We start from the raw sequence: 12,124 nt of genomic DNA on the forward strand, positions 1-12,124 counted from the left end.
CCCCTGCGCGTTGAAGGATGGGAATTACCCGGAATCGCGCGAATAAATCCTCGCCTACGATTGCACGACGGTCGGCATGGCTTATCTCGGTGAGACGTGTTACTAGGGCAACAATGGGGGTCGGGTAGATGGGCGTGTTCGAGCGGGTGAGCCTGCGGCGATTCGAGGTCAACGAGCGACGACTCGTCTTCGCCCTCGCCCTCCTCGCGACCCTCGCAACCGGTGCGGGAGCAGCGAGCGCCTACATCATCGGCTCGCAGTTCCTGTTTTACCCCCTCGTGATGGTGTTCTTCGGGGCGGCGACCTACACCGCCTACGCCCTGAGCACCGAGACTGACGTGTCGCTGTTGCTGTCGGCTATTGCACAACACCGGCTGATGGACGCGACGCTCCTGTTCGCCATCGCGGCGACGGGGTATCTGGCACGCCTTGACCCGATCGGCCTGCCGCTCGTCTACTACGGAAGCGTGGCCGTACTCGTTGGGTTACTCGCCTTCCGCATCATCTACAACCCGACCCGGCTGGCGCTCGTCTACATCGTGGTCGTCGCGATTCTCATTCGCGCCACTATCTGGCACTCCGCACCCGTTGTGGGGCGTGACGCCCGCATGCACATGGCCCTCGGCGCGTACATCGCCTCGACGGGGCAGGTCGCCCCCGAACTCGTCTCCTACTACCACTGGTACCCGGTGACACACGTCCTCTCGGGGGCGGTCATCCTCTTTACCGGTCTCACGGCGAAGGTGTCGCTGTTCGTCGCCGCGGCCATCCAGCCAGTCATCGCCATCGGCGTCGTCTACTGCCTCATCGAACTGCTGTTTCCGGACGCTGACCCGGTCTCCCGGCGACGGGCCGCCCTGCTCGGAGCCACGCTCATCGTCGTCTCCCCGTGGCACGTCGCCCGGACGAGCGTGCCGATCGCCCAGTCGCTCAACCTCGTGTTCGTCACGCTCGTGCTCTACTTCGCGCTGCGCTCTCACCAGCGCATCTACCTCAGGCTACTCATCCCCATCGTCGCGCTCATCACGTTCACGCACAACCTCACCCCGTTCATCCTCACCTTCTTCCTCGGGATGTTCGTGTTCGTCCAGCTCGCGGGACGGCTCATCGGCCTCCCGCGGGTCATCTACTACTCACGGCTGGTCGTCTTCGGCGTGCTCATCCTGACCGTCCAGTACTGGATTTACATCTCCTTCTTCCAGCTACAGGTGTGGCGCGTCCTTCGCCTGCTGCGGCCGAGCGAGAGCCTCTCGGCGCGGGTCGATAGCTCAGAGATTACCGCCAAGTTCGCCTTCTCGCTCGCAGACCCGCTCGTCCAGGTCGGCCTCGAACTGCTCGTCTACATCTCGCTATTCATCATCGCGGCGTTCCTCGTATTGCGCCAGTTACTCAGGCGGGAGGCAACCCCCGCGACCACGTGGGTCGTCACGGTGGCGTTCATCTTCGGTATGATGACCGCGCTGCACTTCGTCGGCGAGGGAACCCAGATCGACCGGTCGTTCCAGAACCTCTCGGTGCTGGTCGCGCCCGTGTTCGCCTTCGTGAGCCTGCGCCTCGTCCGCACCCGACCGGGGAAGGTGTTCCTCGTGCTCGTCCTCGTCGTGTTCCCGGCGAGTACGCTCTTCGCGGCGACGGCGGGCGTCTCGAATCCGATGATGTCCACGACCGAACGAACCGTCGGCGAGCGAACTTACCTCACCGACTCGGAGATTGCGGGGGCAGAACACGCGATCGCCTACGTCGAAGACCCCGTGTTCACGGACATCTACCTCGCCGCGACGATGGACCGCAGGCACGTCGAAAAAGGGGCGGTGAATCCGGAGGTGATGCGCTACTTCCTCGTCCCGGAAATCGACGAGGAGGTGTTAGAACAGTACGGTATCCTCGGCCCCTACGAGGACCACGCGCTCCCGGTGCTCTACCGGTCGTTGACGACGCCGCTCTCGGAGACGACTATCGGCCGGCAGTGTGACGTGGTCTACGCCTCGCGGACGACGAACGTCATCTTCTGTTGACCGACCGGCGCTGGCCGTTCCGTCTGCTGACCGCCGAGTCGAGCGGTGCGACCGGCTGCGTGCCGAGGACCGATTCGTAGACGGCGAGATAGGCATCGACCGTGCGGTCCCAGTCGAAGGTCTTTCGCGGCGTCTCAGCCGCTTTGCCGTGGTACACGTCGACGATGCCCTGGGCGATGGAAGCCGGATTCTGCGGTTCGACGAGGCAGTGGGTTCCTGAAACGACTTCGGGGAGCGACCCGGCCGTCGTCGCCACGACGGGCACGCCGAGCGCCGAGGCTTCGGCCGCGGTGAAGCCAAAGCCCTCCTGCAAAGACGGGATGACCACGCAGTCGGACCCGCCGACGTAGTGGGGTAGGTCACTTCGCGGGACCGGGTCGATGAGCGTGACGTTGTCCTCGACGCCGAGTTCCGAGATGAGCCGTCGGATGCGCTCGAAACGGTGGGGCGGCGTCTTCCCGAGGATGAGCAAGAGCGTCGAGTCGGGAATCTCGGCGGCGACGGCCGGGACCGCGCGAACGAGGTCGTCGACGCCCTTCGAGAAGCCCGGCCGGCCGTAGTAGGTGTAGACGAACGTGTCGTCCAGGTCGAGTTGCTCGCGCAGGAGCCGCTCGTCGACGCCGCGTTCGTCGAACAGCGCGTCGTCGATGCCGTTGTAGACCACGTCCACGATGTCGGGGTCTTTGCCCTGTTCGACCAGACACTCCTTCGTGAACCCGGATACCGTGGTGTAGCGGTCGAACGAGAGGCTGTAGATGGCGCGTTCGAGCACCTTGTGAATCGTGCGGTCTGCGAAGCCGCGGTCGGAGATGTTCCAGACCGGCGAGAACACCTCGTGGACGGTCATGACCGTTGGTTTGTTCCGCAGCATGCGTGCGAGCCACGCGGGGAAACAGCCCGCCCACGTCGAGGTGTGGATGATGTCTGCCTCTTTGGCGAGCGAGAGGGCTTTCGGAATCCCCGTTACGGCGAAGGTGTAGCGGTCGAGCGGGCCGAACACGCGACTGCGGTAGACGTGGACGCCGTTTCGGTACTCGTAGGCGGGCGTCCCCTCGGTCTTCGAGGTGACGACGCTGACGTGGTGACCGCGGGCGGCGAGGCGCTCTGCGACGTTCTCGAAGACGATCTGGATGCCGCCGAGGTGGGGCGGGTAGTATTCGAGGACGAACAGGACGTTCATCAGAAGAACCTCCGGCCGGTGGCGAGGAACTCCTTTACGTGGTCGCGTTTCGGCACGGAGTAGTAGCCGCCGGCAGAGAGGTCGAGCGGTTTCGGTTCGACCGCCCCCTCGTGGATGCGTTCGAGCGCCTCTACGAGCACCGCAGAGCCGTGTTCTGCGACGCGCGTGTTGAGCGTGTGCAGCGAGTCGCCGGGTTCGATGGGCAGCGGGCGCTGGACGATGACGTCGCCGGTGTCGAATTCGGGGGCCATGTAGTGGACGGTGATGCCCGTCGCGTCCTCGTCGTTGAGCAGCGCCCAGAAACTCGGCGAAACGCCACGGTAGGCCGGCAGCAGCGACGAGTGGATGTTGATGGCGCAGTTCGCGGGCACGGAGAGCAACTCGGGGCCGAACTTCTGGGTGGCGGCCACTGAGACGAGCACGTCCGGATTCTTCGACTTGGCGTAGTCGATGTACGACGGCGCGTTCACGTCAGCGACGTGTCGGTACTCGATGTCGTGGCGGAGCGCGAGCGTCTTCGGCGAATAGGGGCGTCCCCGCGAGAGGAGCCGATTGGCGTGGTCGGTGGCGAGATAGCGCAGGTAGAACCCGACGTGCTGGGCGAACACCCGCGGGCCGAACGACCGGAACAATCGGGCGGCGAAGCCAAACACGCCCTGCGTGCCGAGGGCGGGCGGAACGGTCGTAATTCCCACGACGCGAATCTGTGGCGACTCGACGAGTTGCGCCAGGAATTTCGGAATGTAGTAGTACTCTCTCGGGACGACGAGCAAGACCGAAAGGCGGTCGTCCGGTTGGTCAGTTGGGTTGGTCGAGTGCATCGGTGACGGTGTGATATAGCGAGGTCATGACGTCGAAGCGATAGCCGCGTTCGAGAAGCGTTTCGATGAATCGGTCGAGGGTGGCGAACCCGTCGTGTTTGTTGCGGGCGTAAATCGCCTGATAGCGCCGCGGCAGCGCGCCGAACGCGGGCGGCGCCACGAGGTCGTGCATGTGCATATCGAAGACGATAACCGACGGCGGAGCACGGGTGACGAGTTGCTCGAACGGCCACCCGAGCAGTTTCAGGTACGACAGCGCGACCGGGACGCGCAGGTGTGGCGCGTAGACCGTAAAGGGCAGCTCCACGACACCTGTCGGGTCGTGACGGAACGGATAGAGCGGTTCGCCGAGATTGTTAAAGCGCCCCGGGCGAACCGAGGGAAACAGACTCGCGTCGAAGGCGACACCCTCGGCTGCGAGGGCTCGATAATCCTCCTCGTGAGCCGCCCCGTCCGGGAAGCGAAAGCCGAGCGGCTCGGTCTCGAAGGTGTCGCGAATCGCTTCGACGCTCGCACGAACCTCAGTCGGCACGTCTGCCCGGTCGCGGCGCGGGTGCGTATGGGAGTGGGCGTGGAACTCGACTGGCTGGACCGCATCAGAGAGCGCCCAGACAGCGTCTGGAGTTTCCGCTAAGAGTTCCGTCTGGAGGAAACAGGTGAGCGGGACGCCGTGGCGGTCGAGCAGGCGGGCGAGGTCCGCCGTCGCGTCGGTCGCCCCGTAGACGTTCTCGTCGAGGGCGGTCCCGTAGTCACATTCGAGGTCGAGCGTGAGGTAGACGGTCTTCTCGACGGGCCAGCCCGAGAGTGCCGTTCGGTCGCCCTCGGTCGCGTGTGTGACCGTCGGGCCGGTCGGTCGGGTGACGGCGTCGGGAATCGCGGTGCGTGGTGCGGTGGTGGCTGCGTCGTGACGATGAGGTGGTGTACGCATGGTGGTTACTTCGAGAATCGGTCTGGCAGGTGCATGTTGAACGAGTGGAGGATGATGGCGGTGAAACAGGCGAGGACGCCAATGAGCAGGAAGAACGCAGACGTGAGCGCGAAGCCCTGAGCGAACGTCTGGGTTCTGAAGAAGTCCATCACCGCGAGGTAGCCGAAGAATATCCCGACGAACGCGCTCAGGAACCCGGGGATGCCGAGGACGGAAATCGGGTGGTCGCGCTCGACCGTCTTGAGCAGGTTGCGGACGAGGACGATACCGTGCGACACCGGGTGGTGTTTGCTCCCGTTTTCGACGTCGTAGGAGATGGTCGTCCCCACTTCTTCGATGGCGAGGCCGTGTTTATGGACGTGGTACAGGATGTCCGTACTCGCGCTCATGTGGTCCGTAATCGCGCCGTTCTCGACGAGCGCGTCGATGGCGCGGCCGTTGTACGCGCGGAAGCCACTCTGGGTGTCAGAAACCCGCGAACGAGCGCGAAACAGCCCGAGGCTGAAGTTCGTCATCAGGTTCACGACCGAGAGGCCGAATCGACGATACATCGGAATCGAATCCCGCGCCTCGCCGGCGAAGCGACTGCCGATGACGAAGTCAGCGCCGTTTATCTCGATTGCGTGAATCAGTTTTGGGATGTCGGCGGGGTCGTGTTGACCGTCCGCGTCGATGGTCACGAGATGGTGGGCGTTGCGCTTTCGCGCCTCCTTGAACGCGGTCTTGATGGCTGCGCCGTACCCCATGTTTTGCTCGTGGGTGACGACGAACGCACCGGCCTCTTTGGCGCGGCGAGCCGTTCCGTCGGAACTTCCGTCGTCGACGACGAGGACGCAGTCTGCGTGATGGCTCACGCTCTGAACCACATGTGCGATGGACGTCTCCTCGTTGTAGGCGGGAATAGCGACGAGGGTGCGACAGCGACGCGCCCACGCCTCGAAGACGTTCGTTTCCGTGTCGATGGCGTAGCCGTCGGTCTCGCTCAGCTTGCGGATGCTCGTCTCGTAATCGATGAATTCGCGTGGGTTTTCGTGGATGAGCAAGCCGGGGTATCCGAGGTCGCGAGCCGCACGGGCGAGCCCCTGTCGCAGGGTGTCCGTGTCGGGGTGGATGTCCTCGGGGTGAACCACGTGTGCGTCCAGGTCGCGAGCGAACTGCATGGCCGGAATCGTCGAGTCTCCGTAGTGGGTGACGATGGCGTCGTACCCCTCGTTGGTCGCCCGCAAGAGAACGCGGACGATAGCGTCGGTATTATCCACGGTGACGATGAGTCCGATCGCCGGTCGATTCCGCGAGTCTGTACTCTGCGTGACGCTGGTCGTATCCGTCCGCTTAGATGACATACATACCCCACACCTTGGCTCAATTTCATGCAATTCACATTTTGTTATGAATTACTTGAGAGATGAACGACTGGCCGTCGAGATATTTGTAACCATTTAATCGGCCTACTGAAGCCGATTTTGTCAACCTGACAATGACGGTGTTATACATGACAGTTGGAAGATAACACGTCGCAGACAGTCAGATGTATTGTAATAATTACAATACCTGTTGTCAGATTCGCGGTTGCTCTCCGGACACGCACGAGTTCGTCTCCAACCGGTGGCAGATGAACAGTCACACAATCCTGAGTTTTTCTGCATTATCGAGCGACTTGTGTCGATTCGGCGCGGCCCGATCCTGCTCATCGAAGGCCGGCGTTTTCGGACAGTTCACTCGTGACGAGTCGATAGTTTCTGTCCATGACCGGTCAGCAGCAAGACAAATTTCAAACGTAGCCGAGGTCGCAGAGCCGGTCTGCGACGACCGTTGGCTCGGCCTGCTGGCGCTTCGTGGCCCCAGCCGTGATGGTTCGGCGCTCAACAGCCGGAAATTCGACCCACGGAACGGCCGTGAGTTCGGGATCGTGGACGCCGAGTGGGTGACCATACAGTTTCACTGGCAACCAGCAGACGCGCTTGCCAAAGAGGTTGCCGTGGTCGCTCGTGACTACCGTCTTGCCGTCGAGCGACTCGACGAGGTTCGAGACGGCAGGCAACGCGATATCCAAGTTTTCCTCGTAGGCACGAATCACCGTCTCCCGGTCGACGAGACCGAGTTGCAATTTCTCCCAGACTGTGGTCTGATGCTGGGTGAGTTCGTAGGACGCCTGGTCTGTAATCTGGCTCCCTGTTTCACCGATGAACGGGTAGTGTGGTTGCATGAAGTGGACGATGAGGCGCTTTTCGGGGAACTGCTCGTGGACCTGCAGCGCCGACTCTACCATCGTCTCGGGGAGCACCGTATTGGAGACGGGGTCCCACCCGTGTTGCCAGACGTGTTCGACGTGCGCAAATGCGGCCGGACAGACGGTGAGCTGGGGGGTCGCCGTCACGTAGACGATGTCCGGGTACGACCCATCACCGAAGTTCTTCGCGAGGAACTCGCGAGTGTGACTCGCGTTCGAGTGGACTCGGCGAATCGGTTGGTCCACGGCCCATCGCCGCGCTAGCGTATCGTAGCGACACGCATCGAGGATGAGCAGGTTGTCCCAGTCTTCCGCGAGGTAGTCGACCGACTCGCGCGTCGGCCTCGTAAACGGTCTGACGGCCCAGATGGCGGCCTGTCGTCTCAACACGACCGGATACCTGAGCGCTCGAACGAGATTCCCCACTTTCACTGAACGTCACCCAACCCCCGTAGATGCTGTCTCCAACATCGATAGAAGCTATCATATTTGTGTCGTCTGTCGGCGTGCGTGAGTATCGCGAGAATCGAGAGGTTCGCGAAATCGACCGACGCGAACGACTCCATCGACCGGCGGTGTAACGGCTAAATTCGCGGCCGTCCTTCTCTCACACGAGTGAGGTAACTCACGCAAGGAACGAGGTGGCAGGGGTGACATCACGGGAACGTACATCCCCCGGGCGGCCGAGGACGGACGCGCGACGAGCGCCCGCTCTGTGGACCCGCCGGAACGTGTTACGAACCGCGCTCGGCGCAGGTGCACTCGCCCTCGCAGGCTGTGGCACGCCGCCGACAGAGCCGAGCACCGTGCCAGAGCCGTCGCCACAGCCGCCGACGGACGAAGAAACTCCGACGCCGACCCCGACGCCAACCACGCCCACCCCGGACGTCGACCGAATCCTCTACGCCGGGTTGCTCGACAGCGTGGAACTCGCCGCCATCAAAGAGAAAGTCGCGGGGCGTGCCGACCCCTGGTACGCCGGCTTCCTCGCGCTCATGCGGGACGCAGACCGGGCGCTCGACGTGGCTCCGCGAAGCGTCGTCGAGAACGGTGCACCCCCCGGCGTCGATGCCCGCCAGTTCGCCACCAGCGGCGCAGACCGCGGCGACTACCTCCTCGCGATGACGACGAGCCACGCGATTCGCGACCTCGGACTGGCCTACGCCTTCACCGAGGACGACCGCTACGCGGAGCAGGCCGTCGCGCTGCTCGACCACTGGTGTCTCGACTCGCGGACGGGGATGGTTCCCTCCGGGCGAAACAACGGGGAGGCGTACTTCTCCATCGAACTCCACATCACCATCCCGGCGATGATTTACGGCGCTTCCTTCGTGTCGGGTCACCCCGCGTGGGAGGCCGTCGACGGCGGTGAAGCCACCTTCCGCGAATGGGTGCGGGCGTACCTCGACGACATGAACGCCGGGCGCGGCCTCGACCGCTATACGGGCGTCATCCGCAACAACATCTACGCCTGGTGGATTCTCGCCCGCGCCGTCGCCGCCGCGTACCTCGGCGACCAGAATACCCTTCGCATTGCCTTCCGCGACTGGCGCGAGTACGCCGTAGAACAACTCCAGGCGAACGGCATCCTCGAATACGAACGCCAGCGCGACGACGGCCTCTCGTACTCACTGTACGGCCTGAAAGCCCTCGCCCTGACCGCAGAACTCGCCCGCCACTACGACGAGGACCTCTATGAGTTCCGGACGAAAGGCGGCACAGAAAGCGCACTCAGACAGGCGTTTGCCTTCTACGCCCGGTTCGTCGCGAGCAGTGACGGCTGGGAGTGGGGCCTCGGCGAGGACGGCTACACCGACACCGAACGAGAGGAGGGAGCGTCGGTGTACGAACTCGCTTACTCGCAGTGGGGCGACGAGTCGTACCTCGACGCCATCGAGTCGGTGGGCCGACCCGTGAACGACCGGCGGATTCTCGGGTGGACGACGCTCACGCACGCGAATCGGTTTGCGTTGTAAGACGCAGATTTTTGATTCGACGAGGGGACACCTACGTGCCGATATTCGCTACGAAACCTCGCGAGCGAATTCGAGCACCGTCTCGGCAAACAGTTCTGGCGCAGTGTAGTAGGCGACGTGCTCCTGACCCTCTAGCGTGACGATTCGACTGTTCGGAAGGGCTTGTGCGACCGCCGTCGTCGCGTCGGTTATCGACGCCGCACTCTCGCTCCCCGTGAGCAAGAGCGTCGGCGTCGTCAACTCGGCAAACCGTCGCGGGTCGAACACATACCCCTCCTCTACCGCCGCCTCGCGCAGTACCGTGTGGGCCGCGTTCACGCGAGACGGCCACGCAGGTGAGGCGCGGAGCGCGTCGATTTGGTCGGCTGAGAGGTCCACGACCTCGCGTAAGAACAGAAGCAACATTGCTTCGGTCTCTCCCTCGTCGAGTAGGGATTGCATCTCAGCGAGCACGTGGTCGTCGTAGAGGTCGTGACCATCGACCGGAATCACCGGTTCGTAGAGAATGAGGCCCCGAAGAGTGTTCGTTCGCAAGGCGGCCTCCAGTGCACAAAGCGCCCCAAAGGAGTGACCGAACAGCACCACCGGCTCGCCGATAGTTTCGACGAGCGAGGCGACGTCTTCTGCCTCTCGGTCGAGAGCGTATTCGTCTGTGTCACCGCTCTTGCCACGACCACGTCGAACCATCGCGTACAGGGTGACGTGGTCTGCGAGGTGGGGCGTGATTGCGCTCCAGCTCGTGTGGTCCGCACTCGTTCCGTGAACGAGGACGAGCGGCGGCCCCCGTCCCGTGCGCTGGTATGCGATTTGCGTTCCGTCTGCCGATGCAACCGTCTCACTATCTCTTGATGATGTCATAGCCCCGTCCCCGTGCTAGACCCGATTCGACCGGGCCATGGAGAGTACATCGATGGGAGAATCGGTAACAGTTAGCATTGCTCGGCATCGCAGCGGGCGAGAACCTTTCACACTGAAGGACAAGTAAATCGACATGAGCACCGCCGTCCAGAGTCACACCATCTCGGTCGCCGGCCACGACCTCCACTACCTCGAAGCCGGCGACAGCGGCCCACCCGTCGTTCTGCTTCACGGCGGCATCGTAGACGCCGCACACCTCTCGTGGGGAGCCGTCATCGAACCGCTCGCGGAGACGCATCACGTCTACGCCCTCGATATGCTCGGCTACGGCCGGAGTGATATTCCAGACATCGAGTACACGACCGACCGTCACGTCGAGCTGCTCGGTGGCTTCCTCGACGCCGTCGGTCTCGACCGAGCAGCGCTCGTGGGCATCTCGCTCGGCGGCGGCGTAGCACTCGGTTTCGCTCTCCGAAATCCGGACCGCGTGGACCGGCTCGTGCTCGTGGACAGCTACGGTCTCGGCCGCGAGCTGCCAAACGGACTGCTCACGTACGTCCTCGCGCAAGTCCCGGTGTTCAATCGCGTCTCGATCGGCCTGTTGAAGCGCAGTCGGGCGCTCGCCCGTGCCAGCCTCGGGAGCATCGTCTACGACATGGATACCGTCACCGAGGACGTCGTGGACGCCTTCTACGACCAGCTTCAGCGCCCGGGCGTTGCGACGGCGTTTCGAAGCTGGCGCAAACACGAGGTGACGCGCTCCGGGTATCGAACCGTCTACACCGACCGGCTCGGCGAGGTGGAGACACCGACGCTCCTCCTGCACGGCGCAGAAGACGAGTTATTCCCCCCGAAGTGGAGCGAACGCGCCGCCGTACGAATGTCGAACGCGGAGTGCGAGGTCATCGAAGACGTCGCCCACTGGCTGCCACGGGAAAAGCCAGCGCTGTGCGTGAAACTGGTGCGTGATTTCTTAGAGCGTGAAGGGTGAATCCACCTCGATAGTGGCTTCATTCGTCAATCGCGATGCAGCGCGTCCACACCATTATCCGCCCAGCGGTCGTTTGTTGAACGATGGCAGATACCAAAGCAGGACGGGAGAAGCAGGCCGACGATCAGGAGCGACGACAGCGCGAGCGAGAACTCAAAGCGGCGCAGGCTCGTAGGGACGAACCAGAACCACCCGACGTCGTCCGCGAAGAGTACCAAGAAGCAAAAGGCGACGTGTTCGAGTATTCAGATTCACCCCGCGAGTGCCACCGCCGTGGTTGCACCGAACGCGCCACGTTTCTCGTCCTCGAACGCTACCTCGAAGAGACCGGACACGGGCCAGTCGAAGCCGTTGCGTATCTCTGCGAAGCCCACACCGACGAGGAGAGTCCGACGAACCTCGATGCCGCCTACGACGACTACGTCTTCCGCGTCACCAAGCTCCCGAATTGAGACGCCCCAGAGAGAACTGTTCAGTCAGTGGACGTGGGTTCCTCGAAGCCAGCCGGAAGCCCGAGGTGCTCGACACCCGTCCACTCCGTGATGTCGAACCGGTAGAGCGCCGTCTCCGCCGTGGCGAGCGCTTGCTTGAACAGGTCGGGACGGCGCTGGCTGGCCGTCTTTGTGTCCAATGCGGCGCGTTCTGTTTCGGGAACCGCGTCGATGGTCCCCGTGAGCAACACGCTGCGCCAGTTGAACAGCGCCTCCGCCCGGTAGACGAGGAAGCGGGCTGCTGCTGCCTCGTCGCTCAGCAGTGCCTTACGGCTCGTGTCCCCGAGGATGTACAGGAAATAGAGCCCACGGTCCCCGTCGTACCAGAACGATAGGGGTCGCATGCTGGGTGCGCCGTCTGTCGGCAAGGCGAGCACGCCCACGTGCTGGCTCGACAGGAATCCGCGAATCTCGTCGTCGGTCATCTGCGCCATGCCCGCGTCTGTGAGTTCGTCGATTGTCATCGAATAAACAGACGCTGAGAGGGTGGATAGAGGGGTTCGATGAGTCTCACCGAGTGAGACCGAGCGACGGAGACAGTTCGTCAAGGACGGTCTGGCGGCTGCAGGCAGGAAGTCATCCTACGCTGGATGGCGTTTTGTCACCGCAATCATCTGTCCATCTGGCAGTTAAG

General features: G+C 63.1%; 11 protein-coding genes. 4 read left to right on the forward strand and 7 right to left on the reverse strand.

Annotated elements, in window-relative coordinates:
- The first annotated feature begins 128 nt into the window (after positions 1 to 128).
- Positions 129 to 2,015 carry a hypothetical protein gene (locus P0648_RS15545; RefSeq protein ID WP_277504655.1) on the forward strand — a complete coding sequence of 629 codons (1,887 nt, stop codon included), beginning with the start codon at positions 129 to 131 and terminating at the stop codon, positions 2,013 to 2,015.
- Here the strand turns inward: P0648_RS15545 and P0648_RS15550 are convergent.
- From P0648_RS15550 to P0648_RS15570, 5 genes are all read right to left on the reverse strand, one after another.
- Complete coding sequence (locus tag P0648_RS15550) at positions 2,002 to 3,195, reverse strand: glycosyltransferase family 4 protein (protein WP_277504657.1); 1,194 nt, start codon at positions 3,193 to 3,195, stop codon at positions 2,002 to 2,004. The two genes, P0648_RS15545 and P0648_RS15550, sit on opposite strands and share 14 nt — an antisense overlap.
- Entirely contained in the window at positions 3,195 to 4,016 is an 822-nt protein-coding gene (locus tag P0648_RS15555) for a methionyl-tRNA formyltransferase (RefSeq protein ID WP_277504659.1), read from the reverse strand. The genes P0648_RS15550 and P0648_RS15555 overlap by 1 nt, the downstream gene beginning before the upstream one ends.
- On the reverse strand, positions 3,994 to 4,944 hold the full coding sequence (locus P0648_RS15560) for a polysaccharide deacetylase family protein (protein ID WP_277504660.1): 951 nt from the start codon (positions 4,942 to 4,944) through the stop codon (positions 3,994 to 3,996). Before P0648_RS15560 ends, P0648_RS15555 begins: the two co-directional genes overlap by 23 nt.
- Positions 4,945 to 4,949: 5 nt before the next feature.
- Positions 4,950 to 6,287 (reverse strand): glycosyltransferase, encoded by a 1,338-nt coding sequence (locus tag P0648_RS15565; RefSeq protein WP_277504663.1) that lies wholly within the window; start codon positions 6,285 to 6,287, stop codon positions 4,950 to 4,952.
- Between the two features lie 428 nt (positions 6,288 to 6,715).
- Positions 6,716 to 7,561, reverse strand: a complete 846-nt coding sequence (locus P0648_RS15570; protein WP_277504664.1) for a hypothetical protein — start codon at positions 7,559 to 7,561, stop codon at positions 6,716 to 6,718.
- A gap of 344 nt (positions 7,562 to 7,905) precedes the next feature.
- On the opposite strand from P0648_RS15570, the gene P0648_RS15575 reads away from it, so the two are divergent.
- Positions 7,906 to 9,150, forward strand: a complete 1,245-nt coding sequence (locus P0648_RS15575; RefSeq protein ID WP_277504665.1) for an alginate lyase family protein — start codon at positions 7,906 to 7,908, stop codon at positions 9,148 to 9,150.
- A gap of 48 nt (positions 9,151 to 9,198) precedes the next feature.
- On the opposite strand, the gene P0648_RS15580 is transcribed toward P0648_RS15575, so the two are convergent.
- A complete protein-coding gene (locus P0648_RS15580; protein ID WP_277504666.1) occupies positions 9,199 to 10,008 on the reverse strand; it encodes an alpha/beta fold hydrolase in 810 nt (269 codons plus the stop codon).
- A 133-nt stretch (positions 10,009 to 10,141) separates the two neighbouring features.
- On the opposite strand from P0648_RS15580, the gene P0648_RS15585 reads away from it, so the two are divergent.
- Entirely contained in the window at positions 10,142 to 10,999 is an 858-nt protein-coding gene (locus P0648_RS15585; protein ID WP_277504667.1) for an alpha/beta fold hydrolase, read from the forward strand.
- An 83-nt stretch (positions 11,000 to 11,082) separates the two neighbouring features.
- Positions 11,083 to 11,451 carry a hypothetical protein gene (locus P0648_RS15590; protein WP_277504668.1) on the forward strand — a complete coding sequence of 123 codons (369 nt, stop codon included), beginning with the start codon at positions 11,083 to 11,085 and terminating at the stop codon, positions 11,449 to 11,451.
- A gap of 20 nt (positions 11,452 to 11,471) precedes the next feature.
- Here the strand turns inward: P0648_RS15590 and P0648_RS15595 are convergent, their stop codons facing one another.
- A complete protein-coding gene (locus P0648_RS15595) occupies positions 11,472 to 11,954 on the reverse strand; it encodes a pyridoxamine 5'-phosphate oxidase family protein (protein ID WP_277504669.1) in 483 nt (160 codons plus the stop codon).
- Positions 11,955 to 12,124 lie beyond the last annotated feature (170 nt).

This window comes from Haladaptatus sp. DYSN1, from assembly GCF_029489995.1.
Taxonomy (GTDB): Archaea; Halobacteriota; Halobacteria; order Halobacteriales; family Halococcaceae; genus QDMS2.

What these genes read in the sequence shown, in the direction of transcription:
- P0648_RS15545 (WP_277504655.1), top strand. Translation starts at nt 129, where the DNA reads ATGGGCGTGTTCGAGCGGGTGAGCCTGCGGCGATTCGAGGTCAACGAG.
- P0648_RS15550 (WP_277504657.1), bottom strand. Translation starts at nt 3,195, where the DNA reads ATGAACGTCCTGTTCGTCCTCGAATACTACCCGCCCCACCTCGGCGGC.
- P0648_RS15555 (WP_277504659.1), bottom strand. Translation starts at nt 4,016, where the DNA reads ATGCACTCGACCAACCCAACTGACCAACCGGACGACCGCCTTTCGGTC.
- P0648_RS15560 (WP_277504660.1), bottom strand. Translation starts at nt 4,944, where the DNA reads ATGCGTACACCACCTCATCGTCACGACGCAGCCACCACCGCACCACGC.
- P0648_RS15565 (WP_277504663.1), bottom strand. Translation starts at nt 6,287, where the DNA reads ATGTCATCTAAGCGGACGGATACGACCAGCGTCACGCAGAGTACAGAC.
- P0648_RS15580 (WP_277504666.1), bottom strand. Translation starts at nt 10,008, where the DNA reads ATGACATCATCAAGAGATAGTGAGACGGTTGCATCGGCAGACGGAACG.
- P0648_RS15585 (WP_277504667.1), top strand. Translation starts at nt 10,142, where the DNA reads ATGAGCACCGCCGTCCAGAGTCACACCATCTCGGTCGCCGGCCACGAC.
- P0648_RS15590 (WP_277504668.1), top strand. Translation starts at nt 11,083, where the DNA reads ATGGCAGATACCAAAGCAGGACGGGAGAAGCAGGCCGACGATCAGGAG.
- P0648_RS15595 (WP_277504669.1), bottom strand. Translation starts at nt 11,954, where the DNA reads ATGACAATCGACGAACTCACAGACGCGGGCATGGCGCAGATGACCGAC.